25 protein-coding genes are annotated in these 24,100 nt (G+C 49.9%); 13 read left to right on the forward strand and 12 right to left on the reverse strand.

The window, feature by feature from the left end; all coding sequences use genetic code 11:
- Nucleotides 1–103 precede the first annotated feature (103 nt).
- Nucleotides 104–1,573: a HAMP domain-containing sensor histidine kinase gene (locus VFS25_RS00220; protein ID WP_326460091.1), complete on the forward strand. Its 1,470-nt coding sequence runs from the start codon at nucleotides 104–106 to the stop codon at nucleotides 1,571–1,573.
- Between the two features lie 95 nt (nucleotides 1,574–1,668).
- Nucleotides 1,669–2,361 (forward strand): response regulator transcription factor, encoded by a 693-nt coding sequence (locus tag VFS25_RS00225; RefSeq protein ID WP_326460092.1) that lies wholly within the window; start codon nucleotides 1,669–1,671, stop codon nucleotides 2,359–2,361.
- Here VFS25_RS00225 and VFS25_RS00230 read toward each other — a convergent pair.
- A complete protein-coding gene (locus VFS25_RS00230; RefSeq protein WP_326460093.1) occupies nucleotides 2,358–3,656 on the reverse strand; it encodes a histidine kinase in 1,299 nt (432 codons plus the stop codon). The two genes, VFS25_RS00225 and VFS25_RS00230, sit on opposite strands and share 4 nt — an antisense overlap.
- A 69-nt stretch (nucleotides 3,657–3,725) precedes the next feature.
- Between VFS25_RS00230 and pheS the strand changes: the two genes are divergently transcribed.
- The 3 genes from pheS to VFS25_RS00245 all read left to right on the forward strand — a co-directional run bounded on the left by pheS (nucleotide 3,726) and on the right by VFS25_RS00245 (nucleotide 7,050).
- Nucleotides 3,726–4,754 carry a phenylalanine--tRNA ligase subunit alpha gene (gene pheS / locus VFS25_RS00235; protein WP_326460094.1) on the forward strand — a complete coding sequence of 343 codons (1,029 nt, stop codon included), beginning with the start codon at nucleotides 3,726–3,728 and terminating at the stop codon, nucleotides 4,752–4,754.
- A gap of 11 nt (nucleotides 4,755–4,765) precedes the next feature.
- Nucleotides 4,766–5,626, forward strand: coding sequence for a 3-hydroxyacyl-CoA dehydrogenase NAD-binding domain-containing protein (locus tag VFS25_RS00240; RefSeq protein WP_326460095.1), 861 nt, complete (start codon nucleotides 4,766–4,768; stop codon nucleotides 5,624–5,626).
- Nucleotides 5,627–6,054: 428 nt separating this feature from the next.
- Nucleotides 6,055–7,050: an NAD-dependent epimerase/dehydratase family protein gene (locus tag VFS25_RS00245; protein ID WP_326460096.1), complete on the forward strand. Its 996-nt coding sequence runs from the start codon at nucleotides 6,055–6,057 to the stop codon at nucleotides 7,048–7,050.
- Here the strand turns inward: VFS25_RS00245 and VFS25_RS00250 are convergent.
- From VFS25_RS00250 to VFS25_RS00260, 3 genes are all read right to left on the reverse strand, one after another.
- Nucleotides 7,039–7,737 carry a hypothetical protein gene (locus VFS25_RS00250; RefSeq protein WP_326460097.1) on the reverse strand — a complete coding sequence of 233 codons (699 nt, stop codon included), beginning with the start codon at nucleotides 7,735–7,737 and terminating at the stop codon, nucleotides 7,039–7,041. The genes VFS25_RS00245 and VFS25_RS00250 overlap by 12 nt on opposite strands.
- Nucleotides 7,738–7,823: 86 nt before the next feature.
- Nucleotides 7,824–8,768: a UDP-3-O-(3-hydroxymyristoyl)glucosamine N-acyltransferase gene (locus VFS25_RS00255; RefSeq protein ID WP_326460098.1), complete on the reverse strand. Its 945-nt coding sequence runs from the start codon at nucleotides 8,766–8,768 to the stop codon at nucleotides 7,824–7,826.
- A 579-nt stretch (nucleotides 8,769–9,347) separates the two neighbouring features.
- Complete coding sequence (locus VFS25_RS00260) at nucleotides 9,348–10,058, reverse strand: Crp/Fnr family transcriptional regulator (RefSeq protein ID WP_326460099.1); 711 nt, start codon at nucleotides 10,056–10,058, stop codon at nucleotides 9,348–9,350.
- Between the two features lie 55 nt (nucleotides 10,059–10,113).
- Here VFS25_RS00260 and VFS25_RS00265 point away from each other — a divergent pair, with 55 nt between their 5' ends.
- From VFS25_RS00265 to VFS25_RS00295, 7 genes are all read left to right on the forward strand, one after another.
- The gene (locus VFS25_RS00265; protein ID WP_326460100.1) at nucleotides 10,114–10,701 is read left to right on the forward strand and encodes a pseudouridine synthase; all 588 of its coding nucleotides are present in this window, start codon (nucleotides 10,114–10,116) and stop codon (nucleotides 10,699–10,701) included.
- A gap of 69 nt (nucleotides 10,702–10,770) precedes the next feature.
- Nucleotides 10,771–11,646 carry a YicC/YloC family endoribonuclease gene (locus VFS25_RS00270; protein WP_326460101.1) on the forward strand — a complete coding sequence of 292 codons (876 nt, stop codon included), beginning with the start codon at nucleotides 10,771–10,773 and terminating at the stop codon, nucleotides 11,644–11,646.
- The gene (locus VFS25_RS00275) at nucleotides 11,636–12,142 is read left to right on the forward strand and encodes a gliding motility lipoprotein GldH (RefSeq protein ID WP_326460102.1); all 507 of its coding nucleotides are present in this window, start codon (nucleotides 11,636–11,638) and stop codon (nucleotides 12,140–12,142) included. The genes VFS25_RS00270 and VFS25_RS00275 overlap by 11 nt, the downstream gene beginning before the upstream one ends.
- Nucleotides 12,139–13,155 (forward strand): sensor histidine kinase, encoded by a 1,017-nt coding sequence (locus tag VFS25_RS00280; protein ID WP_326460103.1) that lies wholly within the window; start codon nucleotides 12,139–12,141, stop codon nucleotides 13,153–13,155. Before VFS25_RS00275 ends, VFS25_RS00280 begins: the two co-directional genes overlap by 4 nt.
- A 61-nt stretch (nucleotides 13,156–13,216) precedes the next feature.
- Complete coding sequence (locus VFS25_RS00285; protein WP_326460104.1) at nucleotides 13,217–13,927, forward strand: response regulator transcription factor; 711 nt, start codon at nucleotides 13,217–13,219, stop codon at nucleotides 13,925–13,927.
- Between the two features lie 161 nt (nucleotides 13,928–14,088).
- A complete protein-coding gene (locus VFS25_RS00290) occupies nucleotides 14,089–14,880 on the forward strand; it encodes a histidine kinase (protein ID WP_326460105.1) in 792 nt (263 codons plus the stop codon).
- 99 nt (nucleotides 14,881–14,979) lie between these two features.
- Nucleotides 14,980–15,726, forward strand: coding sequence for a LytTR family DNA-binding domain-containing protein (locus VFS25_RS00295; protein ID WP_326460106.1), 747 nt, complete (start codon nucleotides 14,980–14,982; stop codon nucleotides 15,724–15,726).
- Nucleotides 15,727–15,734: 8 nt separating this feature from the next.
- On the opposite strand, the gene VFS25_RS00300 is transcribed toward VFS25_RS00295, so the two are convergent.
- The 3 genes from VFS25_RS00300 to VFS25_RS00310 form a co-directional block, all read right to left on the reverse strand.
- Complete coding sequence (locus VFS25_RS00300; RefSeq protein ID WP_326460107.1) at nucleotides 15,735–16,499, reverse strand: SH3 domain-containing protein; 765 nt, start codon at nucleotides 16,497–16,499, stop codon at nucleotides 15,735–15,737.
- Complete coding sequence (locus tag VFS25_RS00305; RefSeq protein ID WP_326460108.1) at nucleotides 16,496–18,373, reverse strand: BatD family protein; 1,878 nt, start codon at nucleotides 18,371–18,373, stop codon at nucleotides 16,496–16,498. Before VFS25_RS00305 ends, VFS25_RS00300 begins: the two co-directional genes overlap by 4 nt.
- Before the next feature lie 299 nt (nucleotides 18,374–18,672).
- Nucleotides 18,673–19,377 carry an SDR family oxidoreductase gene (locus tag VFS25_RS00310; protein ID WP_326460109.1) on the reverse strand — a complete coding sequence of 235 codons (705 nt, stop codon included), beginning with the start codon at nucleotides 19,375–19,377 and terminating at the stop codon, nucleotides 18,673–18,675.
- A gap of 63 nt (nucleotides 19,378–19,440) precedes the next feature.
- Between VFS25_RS00310 and VFS25_RS00315 the strand changes: the two genes are divergently transcribed.
- Nucleotides 19,441–20,136 carry a YjjG family noncanonical pyrimidine nucleotidase gene (locus tag VFS25_RS00315; RefSeq protein ID WP_326460110.1) on the forward strand — a complete coding sequence of 232 codons (696 nt, stop codon included), beginning with the start codon at nucleotides 19,441–19,443 and terminating at the stop codon, nucleotides 20,134–20,136.
- A gap of 490 nt (nucleotides 20,137–20,626) precedes the next feature.
- Here VFS25_RS00315 and VFS25_RS00320 read toward each other — a convergent pair whose 3' ends face one another.
- The 5 genes from VFS25_RS00320 to VFS25_RS00340 form a co-directional block, all read right to left on the reverse strand.
- Complete coding sequence (locus VFS25_RS00320; protein WP_326460111.1) at nucleotides 20,627–20,869, reverse strand: hypothetical protein; 243 nt, start codon at nucleotides 20,867–20,869, stop codon at nucleotides 20,627–20,629.
- Between the two features lie 23 nt (nucleotides 20,870–20,892).
- Nucleotides 20,893–21,549, reverse strand: a complete 657-nt coding sequence (locus VFS25_RS00325; RefSeq protein ID WP_326460112.1) for a phosphatidylserine decarboxylase family protein — start codon at nucleotides 21,547–21,549, stop codon at nucleotides 20,893–20,895.
- Between the two features lie 156 nt (nucleotides 21,550–21,705).
- Nucleotides 21,706–22,590 (reverse strand): phosphatidate cytidylyltransferase, encoded by an 885-nt coding sequence (locus VFS25_RS00330; RefSeq protein WP_326460113.1) that lies wholly within the window; start codon nucleotides 22,588–22,590, stop codon nucleotides 21,706–21,708.
- A gap of 373 nt (nucleotides 22,591–22,963) precedes the next feature.
- Nucleotides 22,964–23,173, reverse strand: coding sequence for a DUF2007 domain-containing protein (locus VFS25_RS00335; RefSeq protein ID WP_326460114.1), 210 nt, complete (start codon nucleotides 23,171–23,173; stop codon nucleotides 22,964–22,966).
- Nucleotides 23,154–24,074 carry a CPBP family intramembrane glutamic endopeptidase gene (locus tag VFS25_RS00340; RefSeq protein WP_326460115.1) on the reverse strand — a complete coding sequence of 307 codons (921 nt, stop codon included), beginning with the start codon at nucleotides 24,072–24,074 and terminating at the stop codon, nucleotides 23,154–23,156. Before VFS25_RS00340 ends, VFS25_RS00335 begins: the two co-directional genes overlap by 20 nt.
- Between the last annotated feature and the right edge of the window lie 26 nt (nucleotides 24,075–24,100).

Genomic DNA, 24,100 nt, shown 5'->3' on the forward strand with positions numbered 1-24,100 from the left:
ATCTCCGTTAAGCATCCTTATTTACTGTTAATTATTGTTAAGAAAAGGAAGCAGGCACGGAGGGAAAGCAATAGATTTGTTTGTTTACGATTAAACGGCCTTCATGCGTAAGCGTATCCGTAACATACTTATATTGATGAGCGTTTGCATCCTGGGGATCTACCTTTTCCAGGGCTACTGGCTATATAACTCCTACCAGGTGCAGTTTGACCAGTTTAACCGTGATATTAACGGCGCCCTGCGTACCGCGCTGTTCACCAACCAGTTTATGGATGTACGGCGCATGATACATTATTACGGTAAGGATCCGGTGCCTGCAGTGAACTATTATCATAAAGACACTACGGCTACGCTGCGTAATGAGCTGATAATACAGCTGGAGCAAATGGGCATCCCCGGTAGTAAAAGGGATTCGGCCCAGGCGCTGATAGATTCTATTATGAACGGCGACCGGGAAATGCCGGTATATAATCACGGCTCGCCTTCCCGCACGTTTGCCGATACACTGGCCCGCCAGATCTCCGACCTGATACTGCTGAACAACCTGTATGGCGATAGTGTGAACCTGCGGGGGCTGGACTCTGCCTACACCGCGGAGCTGCACAACCGGCAAATTGTTACCGGCTACCAGTTTGATACTTTTCATATTGATTTTGGCAACTTTTCCCGTGAAAGCTTCCGGGACAGCATGCGCCGCAGGGAGCCGCTGAAAACCTATAAAATGCCTTTTAACCCGGCCAGCAACCTGTTTGTGCAGGCCACTTTCAAATCGCCCCTGCAATATATTTTAACGAAAATGGTGTGGACGCTGTTCTCCTCCCTGGTGCTGCTGATACTCACCACGGCCTGCTTTATTTACATGCTGCGCACTATTTTAAAGCAAAAGCGGCTGTCGGATGTAAAGAACGATTTTATCAACAATATGACGCATGAGCTGAAAACGCCCATTGCTACCGTATATGCGGCAGTGGAAGCCATGCAGAACTTTAATGCCCTGAGCGACCAGCGGAAAACAAGGAACTACCTGGATATTTCCAAGCAGGAGCTGCAGCGCCTTTCCGACCTGGTGGAAAAAGTGCTGCACATAGCTGCGGAAGAAAAAGAGGAAATAGAGCTGTTTAAGGAAGAAACCGACCTGAATGAGCTGATAGACAGCATTATTACCAACCACCAGGTAAAAGCAGGACAACCGGTGCAGTTCCGCTACGACAGCCACCTTGATCATCCCCTGGCGAATGTAGATAAAACCCATTTATCCAATGCAGTGAACAACCTGGTAGATAATGCCATTAAATACTCAGGCGAGCACCCGATAGTGCGCATACAATGCACCAAAACAAACGGCCTGCTCACCATACGGGTAAAAGATAATGGCATAGGCATACCCCGTATTTACCAGGAGAGTATTTTTGATAAGTTTTTCAGGGTGCCCACCGGCAACCTGCATAATGTAAAAGGCTTTGGGCTGGGCTTAAGCTATGTGAAAAAGGTGGTGGAGCTGCATCATGGCAGTGTAAGCGTGCGCAGTGAGCCGGACAAGGGCAGTGAATTTATTATACAAATCCCCGTTTAAAAATCCCGGATAACAACAGCTGCTGCTTCCAGGTATAACGGTGCCGGCAGGCCCGCGGTTACCGGAACCTGCAGCGCTAAAAATCGTACATGATTATGTCAAAAGTATTACTGATAGAAGACGAGTACCAGCTGGGCCAGATCGTAAAGGACAGCCTGGAAATGCGCGGCTTTGATATGTTGTATGCGGAAGATGGTAAGGAAGGCCTGCGCCTGTACCAGCAGCACCACCCGGACGTGGTAGTGCTGGATATTATGATGCCTAATATGGATGGATTTACCGTAACCACGGAAATCCGCAAGCAGGATAAGGTAACCCCCATTATATTTCTTACTGCCAAATCGCAAACAGCAGATGTGGTAAAAGGGTTTGAGCTGGGCGGTAACGACTACCTGAAAAAGCCCTTTAGCATGGATGAGCTGATTGTTCGTATTAAGGCGCTGCTGAAGCGCGCCGGCGAGCAGCCTGCACCGGCGCCCGGCACGTCCGGCGACGAGGTGGTAATGATAGGGCAGTATGCCTTTAACTACATTAAGCAAACGCTTACACGCAATAATAACTCCGCGTTTCTTTCACACCGCGAAGCGGAAATACTGCGCCGCCTGTACGATAACAAAAACCAGGTAATGGAGCGCAAAGCCGTACTGATGGATCTTTGGGGCGACGACAGCTTTTTCAATGCCCGCAGCATGGATGTGTTTATCACCAAGCTGCGGCGCTACCTGAAAGAAGACCCGCGGGTACAGATCGTGAACATCCGCGGGGTAGGTTATAAGCTTATCTTTTAAAGTATTTGTTCGGCCATTATCTCGGGGTTCATTTCAAAAGCAATGGTTACTTTGGTGCCTGCCGGCTGGTTGGCAGCGTCTGTAAGGTCGGTTACCTGTATGCTAAAGGTAGTATTGAACAGGGATTTATACAGGTCTACCCGCTCCTGGCACAGGTGCATGCCCTTGGATTGGTAACGGCCTGTTTTTAACCCGTGCTCTGCCTGCCTGGCTGCTTCGCCCCTGCCTATACCATTATCCGTTATCTCGCATACCAGCATGTTTTGCTGCTGCTGCTGCCAGTGAATATGCAGCTGCTTGTCGCCGGTTTTATTCATTAACCCGTGCCAAACGGCGTTTTCCAGGAAAGGCTGTATCAGCATACCCGGCACATAACAGGCTACGGGGTCAATGTTTTCATCCAGCTGCATGGTATAGGTAAAGGCATGGTCGGTACGCAGGCTTTCTATTTTCAGGTAGTACTGCAGCAGGTCCATTTCATCGTGCAGGGAAATAAAGTTCTTTTCTGCATGCATCAGCACCATGCGCAGCAGGCGGGCAAAGCTGGAGATATACTCTTCCGCCTTTTGCATGTGACCTGTAAGCAGGCAGTTATAAATGCCGTTCAGGCAATTGAACAGGAAGTGCGGGTTCATTTGCGACTTCAGCGTTACCAGCCGCAGCTCGGCCAGCTGCCGGTGCAGCAGCTGCACCTCTGCCTCCCGCTGCAGCGCTTTTTGCTCGGCCAGCGTTTTACCGATCTTGGTTGCGCAAATGGCCGCTATTTTTTCCAGCAGGCGGATATGTTTGGGCCTGTAAAAGCCCGGGCGGTGATGTTCCGAGTCTATTACCCCAATCACTTTACCTTCATAAAAAATGGGTACGGCTATTTCAGAAAGGCGGCGTTTATCATCCATTATATAACGCGCATCTTTGCGGGTGTTCATTACAATTTCCGGTTTGCCGGTAGCGGCTACCGTACCGGTAATGCCCTGCCCTACAGGAATTTCAATGGGATGCTTTATTTCAAAATGCACGGGGTTCTTGGGGCCGTAGGCCGCCTTTTGCAGCAGCACCTGCCGCTCTTCATCCAGCAGGTATATTATGCAATCTTCAAAATGCAGCTTGCGGATGCAGTTTTTGGCAATGTCCCACAAAATATCATCAATGGTATTTAGTCCGAAAAGGGAGGTGGCAAAATAATTAACAGTAGCTTCTGCCTGATATTTGCGTATATATTCTAGCAGCAGTACACAGAGGATAACAATACACACCAGGAGCGCAATTACTACTCCAATGTAGCCGGCAACAGTCATAGTGGGTATTTGTACCCCAAAAGGTAAGATTTTTTTGGCAAATCTGATTTCTCTTATCTTTGTTGCCCTATGGAGCAGATAGTACAGCAAATAGCGGCCTATACACAGGAAATACAGGCCTTTACACCCGCTACGGCAGATGAGCTGGAGCAATACCGCATTAAGTTTCTTGGCACAAAAGGTATTGTAAAAGCCATGTTCGGCGAAATGAAGCAGGTGCCCAATGAACGTAAAAAAGAGTTTGGGCAGGTGCTGAACAGCTTTAAGCAGCTGGCAGAAGAAAAGTATGCGCAGTATGAGCAGCTGAAGAACGGTGCAGCCCCTACGGCCGCTGCGGTTGACTTTAGCCTGCCTGCAGAGCCGCACCGCCTGGGTACACGCCATCCCATCAGCATTGTACGCAATAAGATCATCGATATATTTGAACGGCTGGGTTATACCGTAGCAGAAGGGCCGGAAATTGAAGACGACTGGCACAACTTTACGGCGCTGAACCTGCCGGAAAACCATCCTGCCCGCGACATGCAGGACACCTTTTACATCAGCAAAAATCCCGACTGGCTGCTGCGCACGCATACCTCCAGCGTACAGGTACGCACTATGGAAGCCGGTCAGCTGCCCATTCGCGTAATATGCCCGGGCCGTGTGTACCGTAATGAAACCATCAGCTCCCGCGCGCACTGCTTCTTTCACCAGGCGGAAGGGCTGTACATTGATGAAAATGTTTCTTTTGCCGACCTGAAACAAACGCTGTACCACTTTGTAAAGGAGCTGTTTGGCGAGGACATTCGCATCCGCTTCCGCCCTTCCTACTTCCCGTTTACAGAGCCCAGCGCCGAAATGGACATATCCTGCATTATCTGCGGCGGCGAAGGTTGCTCGGTATGCAAGCATACCGGTTGGGTGGAAATACTGGGCTGCGGCATGGTGCACCCCAAAGTGCTGGAAAACTGCGGCATAGATCCTGAAAAATATACCGGCTTTGCATTTGGCATGGGCATAGAACGTATTACCATGCTGAAATACCAGATCAAAGACCTCCGTTTATTCTCCGAAAACGATACCCGCTTCCTTGAACAGTTCACAGGCGCGGTATAGATGCCATTGCCATGCTATCTCTCCCGGAAATCAATACCATTGCTGTATGCGGCGCCGGTACCATGGGCGCCGGCATTGCACAGGTAGCGGCTGTAAGCGGCTACCATACCCTGTTGTATGATATACAGCCGGCCATGCTGCATAAGGCAAAAGCACAAATAGCCCAACACCTGGATGCGGCAGTAGCCAAAGGAAAGCTGTCTGCCGCAGACAGCGCAGCTGCGCAAAGCCGCCTGCAGCTCACCTCCCGCCTGCAGGATTGCGTGGCGCAGGTGGTAATAGAAGCCATTGCTGAACAATTACCGGCCAAAACAGCACTGTTTAACCAGCTGGCGGAGCTTAACCCCGCCAATACCATTTTTGCCAGCAATACCTCCTCTTTATCCGTTTCCCGTATAGCTGCGGGCGTTGTAAACCCATCCCGTGTGGCAGGCATGCACTTTTTTAACCCGGCCCCGCTTATGAAGCTGGTAGAGGTGGTAAGCGCGGAGCATACCAGCCCTGCAACCGCCGGATTGGTGTATGCCCTGGCGCAAAGCATGGGTAAAACGCCGGTACATGTAAAAGATGCGCCGGGCTTTATCGTGAACCGGGTAGCGCGGCATTATTACCTGGAGGCCATGAAAGCCGCGGAACAACAGCTGGCCGGCTTTGCAGCCATTGACCGCCTGCTGGAAAGCACGGGGTTCCGCATGGGCCCCTTTGCATTAATGGACCTGATAGGTAATGATGTGAACCTGGCCGTAACGCAGTCGTTATATAATGCGTTTGCGCAGGCGCCGCGTTTTGCGCCCAATACCCTGCAGGAAGCGCTGGTAGCACAGGGCCACCTGGGGCGTAAAAGCGGGAAAGGCTTTTATAATTACGAATGATCGTTGTAATTGCGAATTGTCAATTACGAATTGTTCCCCGTTACGGCCCCGCAACGCAATGCATTGCCTGTTCCGCTCTGCCGAAAATGCCGTTGAAAGTAATTATGCGTATGAATAATTACGAATGAGGCGGTTTAAGGAATGAGGATTTTTTTTGAAAGGCCATGGATGTAAGAATGCGGTTGAGCGAAACGGATGTATGGATAATTATAAAGAAGGCGGGTTAAGGGCTGGGTGTTTCTTTGAAAGGCTTACGTGGATATGCATGCTTTGAGTGTAATTGGCGTATGAGTAATTACGAATGAAGCCGTTCAACGCAAGCGTGGTTTTCATAAAAAAATGCAGGCCTACATGCATTATCATTTCGTAAACGAGTCGTTCCTAATGCTTACTTTTGCCCATTTATTAAACAGGCGAACAACCATTTCATGATCTTAGTTACCGGCGGCACAGGTTTTTTAGGCAGTTATTTACTACGGGCACTGGTAAAGGCCGGTAAGCCGGTGCGTGCATTGTACCGCCGCCAGATACCCGCTCATTTACAGGATATACAGGCGCACATTAACTGGTTCCAGGGCGATGTGCTGGATGTGATAGCCCTGGAAGAGGCCATGCAGGATATTACCCAGGTATATCACTGCGCAGCCGTAGTATCTTTTCAGCCGGCTGAGCACCGCCATATGATGCAGGTGAATGTAGAAGGTACTGCCAATGTAGTGAACCTGGCGCTGGATGCCGGCGTGCAAAAGCTGGTGCATGTAAGCTCCGTGGCGGCCCTGGGCCGCGCTAAAGATGATGTGGCGATTGATGAGAATAATGAATGGCAGGAAAGCCGTAACGACTCCCGCTATGCAGTAAGCAAATACCGCAGTGAAATGGAGGTATGGCGCGGGGTGGCAGAGGGTTTGCCGGCAGCCATTGTTAACCCTTCCATTATCCTGGGCAGCGGTTTCTGGCACGATGGCTCGGGCGCGCTGTTCAAAAACGCCTGGAAAGAGTTTCCTTTTTATACCCGGGGCATAAACGGGTATGTAGATGTAGCGGATGTAGTGCAGGTTATGTGCGCATTAATGGATAGTGATGTCAGCGGGCAGCGGTACATTCTTTCTTCGGAGAACTGGAGCTACCAGCGCCTGTTTACGGAAATGGCCGCCCGCCTGCATAAAAAGCCGCCGCACGTTAATGTACAGCCCTGGCAGGCAGAGCTGGTATGGCGTATGGAAAAGCTGAAAGGCCGGTTTACAAAAAGCAAGCCCCTGGTAACAAAAGAAACAGCCCGTACCGCCCAAATGAAAATATACTATAACAACAGTAAGATATTAGCGGCATTGCCGGCATTCCGGTTTACCCCGCTGGAACAAACCATTGCCCGGGTATGTAACGATTTTCTGCAGGATGTTGCAGCCGGCCGGCTATCTGAATAACAGGGCGCCTATGGCAGCCGCCAGCACCTTTTGCATATCACCGCTTACTTTTTTACTTACCCATACCCTGGGCTGCTGGCCCGGCATTACAGCAGCTATTGCATTGCCTTTGTAATGAAATTCATAGCACAGCTTTTCGTAAGAATTAGCGATACCAAAACGGTTATGCGCAGTAATGCGGATGTCGGTACCTGGTGAGCGGAGTATGCCCACAGGCTTATTATCATTCAGCTCCAGGAAGTGCGGATTCTTTAACAGCAGCTCCCAGCGCACCAGCGGATTGCTTTGGGTGCCGTTAATAAGCATGTAAAAAAGCGGGTTGGTAGGCGGCGTTTTATCCAGCCATGCAGGTAAAGACCTGCCGGAAAAAGTAACGCGCGGGGTATTGAGGGCTTGTACCAGTATCTGCTCACTGCTGTCTTTCACCAGGAAGTTAAAGGCGTTATCAATGTTCTTAAAGGTAAGGTTGGCTGCAGGGGTTACGCCGTTCTTACGGGGGCTGGTGCTGTAGGCGCCGTAACGGAGTGTTTTTGCGGAAAACCAGCCGTCGTTTATGGTAACCTTCCACTCCTGGTCATTGGTATAAAGGTTATGGCCGGCATGCCTGGCGGCAGGCGTTATATGGTTGGCTGTGCTGCCCAGGCACAGGATAAATGCAGTAAAGCGCAGTAAAAGGGATATATGCATGTAAAAGAGATTAGCAGTTGACCGTTAGCGGTTAGCTCTTAGCTATTTAAGCACCCGGCTGATAGCTAAAAGCTAACTGCTTACAGCTATTTGTTCATGACCTTTTCCCACAGCTCAGGTATACGTTTTATCCAGGCCAGCTCTCTCTTTTTGCTGCGGGCTTCTTCTGCCGGGTAGCCAAAGTACACTTTGCCGCCTTCCAGGGAGCTGGGCACACCGCTTTGCGCCAGCACAATGGCGTCTTTACCTATTACCAGGTCTTTTGATACGCCTACCTGCCCCCAGAGGATCACGTTATCTTCCACCTTGGCTTTACCGCCTATGCCCACCTGTGCGGCAAACAAACAGTTGCGGCCTATTACGGTGCCGTGGCCAATGTGTATCATGTTATCCAGCTTGGTGCCCTGGCCTATGATGGTATCGCCGCTTACGCCTTTATCAATGGTGCAGCCCGCACCTATCTCCACATCATCTTCAATAATCACCCGGCCGCAGCTTTCAAGCTTATCATACATAACAGCGCGTTCCTTTCTTTTTTTGAAGTAAAAGGCATCGGCGCCTATAACGGTACCGGCATGAATGATTACGTTGTTGCCAATTACACAGTGGTCATAAATAGTAACGTTGGGATGTATGATGCAATTGTTGCCTATACGCACATGATTACCAATGAATACGTTAGGTTGTATAATGGTGTCTTTGCCTATAACGGCGGTATCGCTGATGGGTTTGGAGGCTGGTTCAAAAGGGCGGTAACGTTTTACCAGGGATACATATGCACTGAAAGGATCGTCGGTAACCAGTAATGCCTTGCCTTCGGGGCAGGCTACTTTTTTGTTGATGATGATAATGGTAGCGGCAGAATTAAGGGCGGTATCATAGTACTTTTCAAAGTCAACAAATGATATATCTCCTTCCTGTACCTTATGGATTTCATTGATGCCCGCAGCCATCAGCTGATGGTTGCCTTCCAGCGCTGCGCCTATAATAGCGGCTATCTCGGTAACGGCAACAGGTGCTTCAAACTTCATAGCGAATTGAATTAGTGAGTGATTTTAGGTGAACAAAGTTAGGTGAAAGTTTGGTTGCTGGTGCTGCCTTCCTGCTTCCTGTTTCAGACTGTTGTTATCCACACTTTTTTTAGTGGTGTGAATAAAATTTTTTGTAAATTTTTTCTTTTGTCATGAAATTCTTTTTAATATTGTGTAGGGAATTTTGTTTCCCTGTACTTACTAACCCATTCACATAACAAGAAAGTCTGATTGTTCGCACGGTCAGACTTTTTTTATTGCCCTTGAAATCCGCTGCAGCCGTGCATTTACAGCTGCATTCTTTTTTATCACGCTTAAAAGCAACGCTTGTTTTTATAGCTTTTTATCCGTTTGGTGTTTATACAGGTGAAAGTAAGCAAACCTGGTTTTTTTACCCTTTAGCCTTTTTAAAACCCCGCTTTACTGTTAAAAGGCAGGCAAGCATATAAAAAGTGTGCGGGCTAATCATAAAAGGATGCCTTTGCACATAAAACAGCGCATGCAAATGTTTAAAACGGCGGCTTAAAACAGCTTGAAAAATAACGTCGGCGTGTAAACGTAATAAAGTGCTTTTCCTTGCTAATCCTGGAGGTTAGCGGTTTTTATAAGGTGTTCCATTTGCAGCAGGCGTATCTTTTTACCTTCCAGCTCTATGAGGCCTTCTTTCCTGAATTCGGAGAGTAAACGGATGGCCGATTCGGTAGCGGTGCCAACCAGGTTGGCTATTTCTTCTCTTGAAAGGCGTACGTTCAGGGTTTGCCCATCGCTTTCCACGCCATAGGTTTCGTGAATGAACAGCAGGGTTTCTGCCAGGCGTTCTCTTACCGGTTTCTGGGCCAGGTGGGTGATCTTTAATTCAGCTTTGCGCAGTTCGCTGGAGAGAATGCGCATCATTTCAAGGGAAAGGCTGGGATCTTTTTGCAGTACGTTCAGGAACAGGTCTTTGGGAATAAAACATACCTGCGCATCTTCCAGCGCAATAGCCGTTGCGGTAAGCCGTTCGCCGCTTAACAGGGCTTTATAGCCCATTATATCACCGGCCTTTCCCAGGCGAATGATCTGCTCACGGCCATCGTCGCCGCTGTGGGTTAGCTTTACCTTACCGGAATTAATGCAGTAAATACCAAATGAATGCGCGCCCTCCTGGAAAATAACCTGTCCTTTTTTATACAGGGAGCATACCCGGGCTTCATTAATAGCAGCAATATTTTCATCTTCCGCTTTGCAAAAGATAGCACCAAAGCGGGCTTTACAATGTTGACAGGTAATCTGGTGAATAGGAGTGCCCATATGTGATAGTGCAAAATTACTAATTTGCAGGGCGTTCACCAAAGGGCATATTCCGTTGCTACTGCATTACTACCTCATTTATAAACCTTACCAGGTGCTTACACAGTTCAGTAAGGAGCCTGGCAAATCCAGCCTGGCAGACCATTTTACAGTACCCAGGGATGTATATCCTGTGGGCCGGCTGGATTATGATAGTGAAGGACTATTACTGCTAACCAATGATAAATCATTGAACCACCGTTTATTAAACCCGCGCTTTGCACATGAAAGGGAATACTGGGTGCAGGTAGACGGGGCTATTACGCCTGCCGCCACTGCGCAGCTGCAGCAGGGCGTACAAATAACGGTAGATGGGAAGCCTTATCATACCCAACCCGGTAAAGCAGCGCTTTTTGAAACACCGCCGCCGGTGCCGGAACGCAACCCGCCCATCCGTTTCCGGAAAGAGATACCTGCCCCCTGGATCCGGCTGCTGCTTAAAGAAGGCAAGAACCGGCAGGTGCGCAAAATGACCGCCGCCGTTGGCTATCCAACGTTGAGGCTTATCCGTTACCGGATAGCAGGCCTCACCCTGAACGGACTGCAGCCCGGCGACATGCTGCAGCTCCGGCGTGAGCAGGTGTACAACGCACTGTTCAAATAACCTTATTCTCTCCCCATCCTTTGCGCTTTGCACTAATTTAGCTAGGTTTGTTACCTACAAACAATTCATATGCTGAAATCAATGACCGGGTTTGGAAGGGCTGAGAACACGCGGGGAGAAACCACCATCACGGTGGAGATAAAATCGTTAAACGGGAAACAGTTTGAGGTGAACCTCAAGTTATCTCCCTTGTTAAGACCATATGAGTTTGACATCCGTAACCAAATGCAGCAGGTGCTGCAGCGCGGCACGCTCGACACCACCATTAACATACGGCAAAACGGCGCCACCCGGCCGGTAATGGTAAATACGGAGCTGGCCCGCTTCTACTACCAGTCCATTACCACCCTGGCTGCAGAGCTGAACCTGCCGCAGGATGATATGCTGAATGTGCTCATGAAGCTGCCGGAAGTGGTAACCCCTGCTACCGAGCAAATTGCAGAACAAGACTGGCTGGCCGTGCAACAGGTGCTGAAAGCAGCATTGGAGGAGCTGGACACTCACCGCCAGAACGAAGGCAATGTGCTGGAAGCCGACCTGCTGCTGCGCATAGAAAATATAGAAAGCTACTGTGTAAAGGTCCGGGAGCTGGACCCCCTGCGTAAAGACCGTATACGCCAGCGCCTGGAGCAATTGCTGGCAGAATATGTAGGCAAGGAGAATGTAGACGAGAACCGGCTGGAACAGGAGCTGATCTTTTACCTGGAAAAGCTGGATATATCTGAAGAGCTGGTGCGCCTGGAAAACCACTGCCGTTATTTCAAGGAAATACTCAATGATGCAGATGTAGCCAAAGGTAAAAAGCTGGGTTTTGTGCTGCAGGAAGTAGGCCGGGAAATAAACACCACCGGCTCCAAAGCCAATGACGCCGGTATACAGCAATGGGTGGTATTAATGAAAGACGAACTGGAAAAGGCCAAAGAACAAGTATTAAATGTACTATAGTCAATTTCTGAAACGCATAGCAGCGGCCATGCTAACAGCCTGCCTGGGACTGGCATCCTGCCTGCCTGCTAAGATGGATGCCTATGAAAAGAACCAGGAAATACCCGGGCACAAATGGAGCTATCAATACAAACCCGTGTTTGAAGTAACCATTAACCCGGAAGACACCGCCTACCTGTATAACATTTATGTGAACATCCGCCACCAGGATGCCTACCCTTACAGCAATATATGGCTGCTGATAGGCACCCAGTACCCGGGCGACAGCTCCTGGCAGTCGCGCAGGGTAGAGCTGCCGCTGGCCGATGCCTCCGGCAAATGGCTGGGCAGCGGGCTGGATGATATTTATGAGCACCGCATTCCTATACAGGAGCGGGCCATTTTGAATAAACCAGGCACCTATCGTTTTACATTTGAACAAAATATGCGGCAAAATCCGCTGCCTTATGTAATGAATGTAGGACTGCGGATAGAGAAAGCCGGCGCACGGCCATGAAACGTTTCTTTCATAAGCTACAGGACCAGAAGGTAGCCTCCTTCATTTATTTTTTTGTACTGGCCTACACCATACTGGCGCTGGTATGGTGGGGCGTGCTGCTGTTCTGGCAAAGCAGGCAGATCACCGATTTTGAGCGCCGTAACCTTGACCTGCGTATTGATAACACCGTACATCCTGTAGAGTACAAACTGGAGCTGCAGCGCATAGAAAGGGATGAACGCATGCGCACCTTCAAGTTCTTTGGAGAGGGCGGCACCTTCCTGGGCATTATATTGCTGGGCGCCTTTTTCGTATACCGCTCTATATGGAAGCAGATAAAGCTTACCCGGCAGCAGCAGAACTTTATGATGGCGGTAACGCATGAGCTTAAATCGCCTATTGCAGCGGCCAAACTGAACCTGGAAACCATCCGTAAACACAAGCTGGACCCTGAAAAGCAGCAAAAGCTGGTAGAGAACACCATTAAGGAAACCAACCGGCTGGACCAGCTGTGTAATAATATTCTGCTGGCCTCCCAGCTGGAAACAGAACGTTACAAGCTTTTCAGGGAGCCGCTGGATTTTTCGGCCCTGCTGGATTGCGGCGTTAAAGAGCTGCAGGCGCGCATTACCTCCCATACGATTATAGCCGACCTGCAGCCCCGCATATGGGTAGAGGGTGATAAGTTCATGCTGCAAATGGTGCTGAATAACCTGGTTGAGAATGCGGTAAAATATGCGCCCAAGCAAACCGTCATCAAAGTACGTTTATACGAAAACGGGCATATGCTCAAGTGGCAGGTGTCGGATGAAGGGCCGGGTGTGCCGCCGGAAGAACGCCAGCGGGTGTTCCTGAAGTTTTACCGCATAGGCAATGAAAACACCCGTAAGGCCAAAGGCTCAGGCCTGGGCCTGTTCCTTACCAAAAAGATAATGGAGCAGCATGGCGCTGCAATACAGGTAAAGGACAACACCCCCAAAGGCGCTTGTTTTGAGATTACCTGGCCGCTATATTCCGTACAAACAGCGTAAATTTGCTCCACCATTTTAAGTTCCGCCGGCATCTGTGAGGCGGAATACGTAATTTAAGGATATGAAAGAAGCAACCAAGGCATCAATACTGTTGGTGGAAGATGAAGAAAACCTCCAGGAGGCATTAAAGCTGAACCTGGAGCTGGAAGGATATGAGGTAACCGCCGCAGATAACGGCACTACTGCCTTAAAGGCCGTTAAGAACGAATATTTTGACCTGATTATACTGGATATAATGCTGCCGGAAATGGACGGCATTGCTGTGTGTGAGAACATTCGTATACAGAATAACGATGTGCCCATCCTGTTCCTGAGCGCCCGTAACAGCAGCGCTGACCGGGTGCTGGGGCTTAAAAAGGGCGGGGACGATTACATGACCAAGCCTTTTAACCTGGAAGAGCTGCTGCTGCGGGTAGAAAAGCTGATTGTTAAGAACAAACGCATACAGGATAAAGACAGCGTACCCAATATTTACCGCTTTGGCAATAATACCATTGACTTTGCCGCACAGGAATGCATAGGCAAGGATGGTAAACGCTATGAGCTGAGCAAAAAGGAAACCATGTTGCTGAAGCTGCTCATAGAGAACAAAGGAGAAGTGGTTACGCGTGAGAAAATACTGCAGGTGGTATGGGGCTACAATGTATATCCCACTACCCGCACTATTGACAACTTTATCCTGAACTTCCGTAAATACTTTGAGGAAGACAGCCGCAACTCCAAATACTTCCACTCCGTGCGCGGGGTTGGTTACAAGTTTACAGAACAGTAAAACCATTTAGCCACTTATAGTTATTTTCCCTCCGGTTGCCCGATAAATACTGCCTTGTAGTAATTACCACTTTACATTGATAGTGATTTAATAGATATTTAATAGGCGCTATGCGCTTGTTATCCTTTTGTAAACCTTATCAGTTATTGTAATTCGGGTATATGTTCTCAGCGGGCGATTGGAACTACTGGCTATTCTTTGTATTAAGCATAGCGCTTATCTGCTACTATTTTTTCCACCGGGAAAAAAGGATCAGGCGTAATACCATACAGGAAATTGACCGGCGGCAATCCATGGTGAACCTTGAGCTGCACGCTTTTCAGGCCCAGCTGGACCCTCACTTTATCTTTAACAGCCTTAACGCCATTCACCACTACATACTCAGCACCAGCACAGACATGGCCTCCCTTTACCTTACGCGCTTCTCAAAGCTCATGCGGCTTATGATAGCTAATTTCAACAAAGAATGGGTAAGCCTTGAGGAAGATATTGAAGCGCTGGAGCTGTATATTCAGCTGGAGCAGCTGCGGTTTGAGCCCCAGTTTACGTATAAGCTGTACCTGTCGCCGGAAGTAACCCGGCAGTTTATACTGGTGCCGCCCATGATCATACAGCCTTATGTGCAGCAGGCTATCTGGCACCGCATATTGCAGCGCCCCCAGAAAAGCGGTGGCCGGCTGGAGGTGGTTATCAGCCGCAACCAGGACCAGCTGAACATACAGGTAGAGGATAACGGCGTAAGCGGCGAGCTGCAGCCTGCATCCTATGCCGCCACGCAGCTGAACCGCAATGTAGCCATAGCTGCAGAACGCCTGCAGATCATGCGCGAAAAATATCACATACAGGCAGCCGTAACGGAGCAAACCATTTATGATGAGCCCTCCCAAACCAGCTGCAGCCGCATTACTATTAACCTTCAGCATATTACCAGCCGCCAGCTGCAGGCCGTATAAGCAGGTTGCCTGCCACGCCAATACCAGCAGATTCCGTTTATTTTCGTAATTTTTCAGTAGGGACAATATATTATCTAGCCTACAGCCAACTTAGCGTACATGCAAGCCATTATCGTGGATGATGAAAAGCACTGCCGTGATGTATTGGAGCTGCTTATTAACAAGCATTGCCCCGATATAACCATAGCAGCGGTTTGCGCAGACGGGCCAACCGCCCTGGAGGCTATTGAAAGGCAGCCCCCGGAGCTGCTTTTCCTGGACGTGGAAATGCCCGGCATGAACGGGTTTGAGCTGCTGGAAGCCTGCTCCAATCCCTCTTTCGCTGTTATTTTCACTACTGCTTATGACCAGTATGCAATACGCGCCATCCGCCACAGTGCGCTGGATTTTCTTTTAAAACCTATAGATAAAGACGAGCTGCTGCGGGCCGTGGAAAAGGCGGCCTCCCGGAAAATGCTGCTTACGGGCAAAAAGCTCAATAACCTGTTAAACTTTTTGCATGAGCACCTGCAGGCCGGCGAGCGCCTGGCCCTGCCCACGCTGGAAGGGCTGCGCATGGTGCTGCCCAGGGATGTGGTGTACTGCACGGCAGAAGGCGCTTATACCCGTTTGCAGCTGCAGAATGGGAAAACCCCGCCCCTGGTATGCCGCACGTTAAAGGAAGTGGAAGCGGTGCTGAAGGACAAAGGCTTTTTCCGTGTGCACCACAGCTACCTCATTAACCTGTCGTTTATGGATAAATATATTAAGGGAGATGGCGGGGAAATTATTATGAGCGATGGCAGCTGCATACCGGTATCGCGCCAGCGTAAGCAGGAGTTTATGGCCAGGATAGAAAAGCTTTAACACGGCCGTCAAAGGCGTTTAACCGCATCGCAGGCTACCCAGCCGGTTTTACCATCTGCCAGCTGTACTTTACAATAATCGGCAGTAGCATCCAGCACCTGTACCTTCATTCCTTCATTCAGCTCAAACAGGTCTTTTCCGTCCTGGTCAGGCGCTGCCTTGGCTTTTATACCGCTGTTCATAACAATGCCGGTGTGGTGGCTTTGCAGGCTGCTGTATGTGTAAACAGACATGAACAGGTATATAACAAACACTCCGCTTATAACGCCTATACCCACACGAACTGCGCGGTTATTAAAGCACGTGGTCAGCAGGTAGGCCAGCAGCCCAGCAATAAGCAGCCAGAAAAGGATAATGCTGCCTGTGGCCCAGCCGTTGGGCGTATGCAGGTGCTGCCACTGTATCCACCACCGCTGGAAGAACAGCAGGGGCAGCTCGTCGGTAAAACCCTGTACCCGCTGGTTGGCCAGGTCCAGGTTATGGCTTGCCGCCTCATTATCCGGGTTAAGCTGTAATGCTTTTTCGTAATTATAAATGGCCTGGCCCGTGCGGTTGCTTTTATAGTAGGCATTGCCGGCGTTAAAATACAGGTCTTCCAGCCGGTAGCCTTCATTAATCAGCTGCTGATATATACCGGCTGCCTCAGTGTACTTGTTTTGCTGGTACAGGGTGTTGGCCTTATCAAACTGTTGCTGCGGCGTAAGGTTTTGCGCCTGCAGGTTGTAGGCGCCCAGCAGCAGCAGTAACAAAATCATATGGCGTACAGCTCTCATACTACTTGTTGCTTTGTTGTTTTCAACTGCTCATCCAGCTGGCTGATAACTTTTACGGCCTGCTGGTAGGTGCCCTGCATTTTATCGTTGCTGTGCATGGGCGCATACAGCGCCATTTCACAGTTATCGAGCAGGTCAAACAGCTGCATGGTATTTTCCCCGTTAATATGCTGGCCGGCCAGCCTGGTTTGTACCAGCTCTTTATTCAGGTCGGCAAAAGGTATCTGCAGCTTATGGCTCAGGTAACCCCAAACAGCGCGGGAAGTTTCTTCATAAAAGGCGCGTTCCTTTCCTTCTTTGAGGTACCGCGCGGCCAGCTCCAGCCGTTTTAAGGCGGCTTTATTGGCATAGCGGTGCCTGAGCAGGGCGGCATTATTTTGCTGGTAATGCAGGCGGCGCCGGTACAGGATGCCGGCTACCAGGGCTGCCAACGGTACTACCAGCAGCAGCCAGTACCACCAGCTGCCCAGTATAAGGCCGTTGTCTTTCGTCCAGTGTTGCGGGCCCAGGTGCACCGGTATCAGCACATTTTTATCAACGCTGAAATCTTCCTTATCGCGCTTGCTTTGTTTGCCCGGCGTTACCTTAATGGTAAAGGGCTGCGATTTAATGGTTTTATATGCATGCGCTTCGGGATCAAAGTAAGAGAACTCTACCGGCGGAATAGTTTGCTCGCCGGCTTCCAGGGGCATCAGCGCAAACTCAAACTGCCGGCTGCCGGAAAGCGGGTTGCTGTTCTTCTCAATATTATCGGTAACCTTGGGATCGTATTTTTCAAAGCTGGAAGGTATTTCCACTTTGGGCTGGTTCAGCAGGTTTACATTACCCTGGCCGGAAATAACCACCTTCAGAGTGAGCGCGTCATCTGTAGTTAAAGATGTTTTGTCGATAGTGGCGGTCATGTTAAAGTGGCCTACTGCGCCGTTAAAGCTGGCGGGGCGTGTATCTACCGGCAGCGGTTTTACCGTTATCTTTACCGGTGTGCTTTGTATTTTATACGGCACATCTTCATAAGATACTTCGGGCCGGTTAAAGAAATCATCAAAGAACGGATCGTTGAACGGATCTTTAAAACCCGGATCATTAAAGAAGTCTTCAAACGGGTCCCTGGAGCGCTTATGGTTATCGCGCACCAGCTTTACCAGCCGCACCTGGTTATCCACCTCCACGGGGTCCAGCTCAAGCGTGCCGGATTGCAGGGGGAACAGGAGTGTTTTACGGATGGTGAATACTTTGAACATTTGCCCGTTCACCCTTTCGGTAGTGGCCTGCGGCGGGTTTGGCAGCTCAATGTCTTTGGCAGAAAAACCTTTGAATGCAGGTACGCGGGTAACGCTGGAGTTAGTAGGCAGGCGGGTGTACAGTTTATACGTGGCCGTTAGCTGCTCGCCTTCGTACAGCGTGGTTTTATCTACATCTACTTTCAGGAAAATATTTTTCCGCAGCTTGGCATCCACATCTTCGCCTTTGCGTAAAATGCCTTCGGCCACATCTTCATCCTGCGGGGCGCGGCGGCTGGGCGGAAAGCCCGGCGGGAACGACTGCTGGGACGGCGGCGGCGCTGCTGCATTGTGGTTGGCGCTTTTAATCACCTCTATGGTAACCGGGTTAGAGCGTACTACATTCCCGTTTACACGGGCAGTAGCGCCGGGCAGTGTAAAATTGCCCACCCGCTTGGGTTGCAGCACATATATGAGGGCAATGTATTCGGAGCGTTTGCCGTTGAAAATGGATTGTCCCTGCACCTGGGAAGGGCCCTGCATAATTTCAAAATCGTTAAAAGCCGGCGGCTGAAAGCTGGACACATTGGGTGCATTTTCCAGCATGAACTGTATCTGGAAGGGCTCGTCCTGAGCAACACGGGTGCTGCTCACGTTTGTTGTGAAACGAAATTCCTGGGCATGAGCGCAAGCTATAACGCTCAAACAAAAAAAGAGGGACAAAGCCCACTTCCTTATTTTAACCTGACAGACCATATCTCGTTGACAAATTTAACCAAAGCCATTGCTGTGGAGCGGATTTTGCCGTTAAAAGTTAGTTAAAAAAATAATAAATATGATGTTAAAACCCAGGACTGGAGCCAATGTGCGAATATGCAGATGTGCAGATATGCAGATGGAATTTCCTGGATTTTTTCATCATCTGCACACCTGCATATTTGCACATCTGCACATCAACCAATATCTCCCAGCATAGGCCGCAGCAGAATTTCCTCCACTACGGTTTGAGCGGCCAGGGTGTAGGCCGCCCACAGGATGCTGGCAATATCTTCCGGTGGCATCATGCGGTCCGGCGGCGCTTCAAAACCTTCCCAGGATGCGGTGCGCGTAGGCCCGGGGCTTAGCGCGGTTACTTTAATGTTGTGCGGCTTCAGCTCCTCCCGCAGGTTTTGGGAAAAGCCCAGCAGCGCAAACTTGGTAATGCTATATGCGCCGCCGTTAGGGTAAGCCTTGTAGCTGGCGGTAGAGCACAGGTTGAAAATGTGGCCTTTGCGCGCTGCTATCATTGGCGGCAGCAGCTGCCGGGTAAGGTGGTAGGCGCTGTACACATTTGTAGCCACCAGGTTTTCCAGCAGCCCATCGGCCTCCTGGTGCAGCGCGCCCGGCACAAAAATGCCGGCGTTGTTAACCAGTATATCCACCACCGGGAATGCCGCTTTTACCTGTGCGGCAAAATCCAGCACCTGCTGTTTAATGCTCATATCTACCGGCAGCGCCAGCACCTGCACCTGCGGGTACTGCTGCCGTATTTGTGCAGCCGTAGCTTCCAGTGTGGCGGCGTTACGGGCGCACAGCGCGATATTAAAACCTTCTTTGGCCAGCCTTTCTGCTATTGCTTTGCCAATGCCTTTGCTGGCCCCTGTGATTACTGCGTTCATACCTGGGGGATTAAAGGCGGGTAAATTAAGAAAAAGAAAGGAAGTTCGTAATTTTGCGGGGTGATGAAGTATAAGCATATTTTCTTTGACCTGGACCACACTTTATGGGATTTTGAAACCAACTCTTACCAGACTTTAGAGGAACTGTACCACGTTTTTAACCTGGCCGGCCGCGGGGTGACCACCTTTGCGGCGTTTTACGAAAGCTATGTGATCCATAACGAGAAGCTGTGGGACCGTTTCCGGAAAGGATTTATTACCCGCAACGACCTGCGCTCCAAACGTTTCAGCCTTACCCTGCTGGATTTTAAGATAGGGGACGAAAAGCTTGCCCAGGCGCTGAGCGAAAAGTTTTTGCAGGTGCTGCCGTTTAAAACCGCATTATTCCCTTACACCATAGAGGTGCTTGAATATCTTACCGCAAAAAACTACCCGCTGCACATGATCACCAACGGGTTTGAGGAAACCCAGCTGCTGAAAATGCGTAATGCCGGAATTGATCACTTTTTTACGCATATTATTACTTCGGAAGTAGCCGGCAGCCTGAAGCCCTACCGGGAGATATTTGACTATGCCATTACCAAAGCAGCTGCCACTGCAACGGATTGCGTAATGATTGGCGATGCGCTGGAGCTGGATATTGTAGGCGCTTATAACGCGGGTATGGACCAGATTTATTTCAACCCTAAAGTACCGGCTACTACCATGCAGCCAACACACAGCATATCCTGCCTGAGCGAGCTGAAAGCTATTTTATAGGGCAGCTGCAAAGTTTTTTGGCGCGTATGCAGCATCGATGCGAGAAGAGAGCGTACCAGGTTTAAACAGTACCTGCTTGCGGCAGTGGCGTGGTAAAATTCAAAGTGTGGTCTTTACCTACCAGTTTATGCAGTGCCTGCTTGCGGCAGTGACATAGTAAAATTCAAAGTGTGGTCTTTACCTACGAGGTTAAACAGTACCTGCTTGCGGCAGTGGCGTGGTAAAATTCAAAGTGCGGTCTTTACCTACCAGTTTATACAGTGCCTGCTTCCGGCAGCAACCGGCATAAAGAGAGGCTGTATCTTATTTTGAAATGCCCTCCAAAAACGTTTAACTTTTTGGCGGTGCTTCAAGGTATGATACGGCCTCTTTTGATATCGCGTTCTTGCAGGATGGTATTCAGATCAGACAAACTTGCCGGTAGAAATTTTCCCGAAAGAGCATCTGCAAAAGCCTTTATGCAACAACGTCGCTGAAGTGGCTATTGCTATTATTTTTTACCGGCCGGCTTGGCGGCGGGAGCAGGTTTGGCCCGTTTAACCGCGGCTGCCCGCAGGGTGGCCGTATTAGCCGGCTGCATGCAACAGGCCTTTTTTTGCGCAGCTTGCTCTTTTTTACAGCAGGCCTTGCTGTCCTTTTTAGCGCTGTGCTTACCGGCCTTTCCTTTGTCCTGGGCCAGCGCTGCACCGCCAATCAGCAATACAGCAGCCAGGGTTAAAAGTGTTTGTTTCATGCGTACTGTTTTTCAGGTAGTTGTTATACCAGCTGTGCAATAACAGACTGGCCGCCTTTTACGGTTTGTTCCAGCTGCACTTTTACAGGCGTGCCCAGGGGCAGGTAAATATCAACCCGGGAGCCGAATTTAATAAAGCCTAACTCCTCATTCTGCTTTACATGCTGCCCTGGTTGCAGGTAGTTTACAATACGGCGGGCCAGCGCACCGGCTATTTGCCGTACCAGTATATCGGTTTGGCCATTGCCTATTACCACGGTATGGCGCTCATTTTCCGTAGAGGATTTGGGATGCCAGGCCACCAGGTATTTACCGGCATGGTATTGCGACAGCTTTACTTCACCGCTGATTGGGTTACGGTTTACATGCACGTTGGCAGGACTCATGAAAATAGATACCTGCAGGCGTTTATCTTTAAAGTACTCCGGTTCGTAAGTTTCTTCAATCACCACAACTTTACCATCACAGGGAGAGATCACCAGGCTTTCATCCTGCTGCATACTGCGTACCGGGATGCGGAAAAAAGATACAATGAACAGGAACAGTATCAGCGATACAATGAAAAAGCCCCAGGTAAGGGCCGGCAGCGGTTCCAGGAAATAGAATACGGCCGCATTAAGCAATGCCAGCACCAATGCGGTAAGTACGATAGTGCCCAATCCTTCTCGATGGATCTTCATGTTGTGTTTCTTGGTTTATTAGTTTAATTGGTAATGCGAAGGTAGAATTAAATTAATTACGAATCGGACAATTACGAATTGTTAACTGCTGCTGTAAAACCGGCCATGAACACCATTATGCTGCAGGCGCCTTCAGCGTTTTGCGCGTTCTGCATGCTACGGCATCATAAAGGAGTGAACGTATATCCAGGCAAATGGGGCGGCCAGCAGCAGCGAGTCAAAACGGTCCAGGAAGCCGCCATGCCCGGGCATAATGTTGCCGGAGTCTTTAACGCCGGCCATGCGTTTCAGCTTCGACTCCAGCAGGTCACCGGCCGTGCCGAATATGGCGGCAATGCCGGCCAGCGCCAGCCAATGCTGCAGGGCCAGCCACTGCTGCCCCCAGTAATACCCGAATATGCCGGCAACAGCTACCGCCAGTATCATCCCTCCCACGGAGCCCTCTGTGGTTTTCTTGGGAGAAATGGCCGGGAAAAAGGGCGTGCGGCCTATAAGGGAGCCTATAATATAGGCCATGGTATCGTTGATCCAGATAAAGCAAATGAGCAGCAGGGGTATGAGCCAGCCAGGCTGCCCGCCGACGGCAGGGCCGGTAAAGATGATCTGCGGGGCGCACAGGCGCAGGTCTACCAGCAGGCCCAGGGAAACGGAAATATACAGCAGGCCCAGGGCGGAGTAGCCAATGTTTTTCAGGGAAAAATCCTTCCCCATCAGTATTTCGCCCATGGGTAATACCAGCAGGAATATAACGGCGATCCACCAGCCCAGGAAGCCCAGGGAAATGCCGGCAGCTGTAAAGGCTTCGCCGGTAAAAGCAGCAATAATGGCGCAGCTGGCCACCATCACGCCATAGCGGTGCCAGGCCGATACTTCGTTATAATCCTTATCCACCAGCCGTATCAGCTTAAAATATTCCTGCAGGGCAAAGAAATTAACAAGAAAGAAAAGGAGAAAAAAGGTAAAAGGGTTCCATAGAATGCCTCCCAGCATTACTGCTACAAAAACCAGCGCAGAGGCAGTACGGGTAAAGAAAGTCTTCATTCAGTGTTTTAAGTTTTTATTCAGGCCCGAAAATCATCTGCATCTTATCCCGGGTTCTTACATTCCGCTTTGGGCTTTTCCTTTGTTTTGTTCTACCAGGGCCCCAATCCTGCACAGGTTTCCTGATTGCGCTCCGGGCTTTTGCGTTTGTTTTGTTTTATCAGGATCGTAGCTTATCTCTCATCCGGTTTTCTCATCCGCTTCGGGCTGCTTCCTTCGTTTTGCGTTACCAGGGCTGTAATACACCCTGGCAGGGTTATCTTACCTCTTCCTTTCTGCTTCCTTTTATCCCACCGGTTTCAGCTGCGTCCTTCCGGCCGGCCTCATGCAGCCTTATTCACTTATGTTGCCGGAACACATGCCCCTGTTCATTTCAAGCCGGGCCGTTAATCAGCTCCAGGGCGGTGGCAACCTGCGATGTGTGCACATAAATCTCCGCCTGTCCGGGCAGGGCCTGTATGTAGGAAGAGTCCTGCCGGTTCAGGAGCACGGCATTTACCCCGTTTTCCAGCAGCATGCCCTTTACCATTTCCGCCTCAAAGGGCCGGTCTGTAGCAAATATTTTAATCCAGTCTTTTTCCATTATCAAGGTTTTCAGGTTGCTGTGGCAATTTAGTGCGTTTATAGAATACCCACAAAAGTGCAATGGTTACCAGGGCGCTTATAAGGGCCACATACCAGCTGGTGGTGCCGCTTTTAGAGGGATCTTCGTCTATAAGCTTTACCTGGTACAGGTAAATAGCCAGCACCTGTATGCCGTTTACCAGAAAGTGGCCCAGCATAGACAGCCAAAGGTTGCCGCTTAGCAGGTAAATGGCGCCCAGTAAAATACCCAGCAGCACGCGGGGAACAAAGCCCAGCAGCTGCATGTGTACGGCGCTGAACAGGATGGCGGTAATAAGAACGCCCAGCCAGGGCAGCTTTACCAGCTGTATGATGAGGCGCTGCATAACCCCGCGGAAAAATACCTCTTCTGCAATGGCCGGCAATACGGCTATCATCAGCATATTTATTACCAGGTCTGCTACCGTGGGCATTTGCAGCATGCGCTCTATGAGCGCGTCTGCCTGCTCCTCCATTTGCCTTATGGAGTCGGGCACAGGCCAGTGCTGGTTCCAGTTGGCGGTTAAATCCACAGCCCACAGGGAACAATACATAATTAAAAGCGCTAATACTATAGGCAGCGCTTTGGGCTTTTTGTGCAGGCCCAGCCAGGCAGCGGGCTGCGGATCGGAAAGATAGGCGAACAACAGCCCGGGCACCAAATAAACCACCAAAGTGTAGAGAAATTGTATTAATTTCAGATAGGCGACAACTTTAGGACCGGTGGCATTGCCACCTTGCAGCTGATCCACAGTATAACCGCTCAGGGCAGGGAAACCAGTATACAGGAAGGTACCATAAAGCAGCATAAAACCAATAAAGATCCCGATAAAGGCCATGAATTGTAAAGATGGCGAAGACTGTTTGAGATAGCCGGTCATAAACGGTAACTGTGTTAATTTTGCGT

Source organism: Chitinophaga sp. (assembly GCF_035761305.1).
In the GTDB taxonomy this organism is placed as follows: Bacteria; Bacteroidota; Bacteroidia; order Chitinophagales; family Chitinophagaceae; genus Chitinophaga.

Excerpts from the sequence above, each read along its gene's own strand:
- VFS25_RS00220 (WP_326460091.1), top strand. The coding sequence starts at position 104 with ATGCGTAAGCGTATCCGTAACATACTTATATTGATGAGCGTTTGCATC.
- VFS25_RS00225 (WP_326460092.1), top strand. The coding sequence starts at position 1,669 with ATGTCAAAAGTATTACTGATAGAAGACGAGTACCAGCTGGGCCAGATC.
- VFS25_RS00230 (WP_326460093.1), bottom strand. The coding sequence starts at position 3,656 with ATGACTGTTGCCGGCTACATTGGAGTAGTAATTGCGCTCCTGGTGTGT.
- pheS (WP_326460094.1), top strand. The coding sequence starts at position 3,726 with ATGGAGCAGATAGTACAGCAAATAGCGGCCTATACACAGGAAATACAG.
- VFS25_RS00240 (WP_326460095.1), top strand. The coding sequence starts at position 4,766 with ATGCTATCTCTCCCGGAAATCAATACCATTGCTGTATGCGGCGCCGGT.
- VFS25_RS00245 (WP_326460096.1), top strand. The coding sequence starts at position 6,055 with ATGATCTTAGTTACCGGCGGCACAGGTTTTTTAGGCAGTTATTTACTA.
- VFS25_RS00250 (WP_326460097.1), bottom strand. The coding sequence starts at position 7,737 with ATGCATATATCCCTTTTACTGCGCTTTACTGCATTTATCCTGTGCCTG.
- VFS25_RS00255 (WP_326460098.1), bottom strand. The coding sequence starts at position 8,768 with ATGAAGTTTGAAGCACCTGTTGCCGTTACCGAGATAGCCGCTATTATA.
- VFS25_RS00260 (WP_326460099.1), bottom strand. The coding sequence starts at position 10,058 with ATGGGCACTCCTATTCACCAGATTACCTGTCAACATTGTAAAGCCCGC.
- VFS25_RS00270 (WP_326460101.1), top strand. The coding sequence starts at position 10,771 with ATGCTGAAATCAATGACCGGGTTTGGAAGGGCTGAGAACACGCGGGGA.
- VFS25_RS00275 (WP_326460102.1), top strand. The coding sequence starts at position 11,636 with ATGTACTATAGTCAATTTCTGAAACGCATAGCAGCGGCCATGCTAACA.
- VFS25_RS00280 (WP_326460103.1), top strand. The coding sequence starts at position 12,139 with ATGAAACGTTTCTTTCATAAGCTACAGGACCAGAAGGTAGCCTCCTTC.
- VFS25_RS00285 (WP_326460104.1), top strand. The coding sequence starts at position 13,217 with ATGAAAGAAGCAACCAAGGCATCAATACTGTTGGTGGAAGATGAAGAA.
- VFS25_RS00290 (WP_326460105.1), top strand. The coding sequence starts at position 14,089 with ATGTTCTCAGCGGGCGATTGGAACTACTGGCTATTCTTTGTATTAAGC.
- VFS25_RS00295 (WP_326460106.1), top strand. The coding sequence starts at position 14,980 with ATGCAAGCCATTATCGTGGATGATGAAAAGCACTGCCGTGATGTATTG.
- VFS25_RS00300 (WP_326460107.1), bottom strand. The coding sequence starts at position 16,499 with ATGAGAGCTGTACGCCATATGATTTTGTTACTGCTGCTGCTGGGCGCC.
- VFS25_RS00310 (WP_326460109.1), bottom strand. The coding sequence starts at position 19,377 with ATGAACGCAGTAATCACAGGGGCCAGCAAAGGCATTGGCAAAGCAATA.
- VFS25_RS00315 (WP_326460110.1), top strand. The coding sequence starts at position 19,441 with ATGAAGTATAAGCATATTTTCTTTGACCTGGACCACACTTTATGGGAT.
- VFS25_RS00320 (WP_326460111.1), bottom strand. The coding sequence starts at position 20,869 with ATGAAACAAACACTTTTAACCCTGGCTGCTGTATTGCTGATTGGCGGT.
- VFS25_RS00325 (WP_326460112.1), bottom strand. The coding sequence starts at position 21,549 with ATGAAGATCCATCGAGAAGGATTGGGCACTATCGTACTTACCGCATTG.
- VFS25_RS00330 (WP_326460113.1), bottom strand. The coding sequence starts at position 22,590 with ATGAAGACTTTCTTTACCCGTACTGCCTCTGCGCTGGTTTTTGTAGCA.
- VFS25_RS00335 (WP_326460114.1), bottom strand. The coding sequence starts at position 23,173 with ATGGAAAAAGACTGGATTAAAATATTTGCTACAGACCGGCCCTTTGAG.
- VFS25_RS00340 (WP_326460115.1), bottom strand. The coding sequence starts at position 24,074 with ATGACCGGCTATCTCAAACAGTCTTCGCCATCTTTACAATTCATGGCC.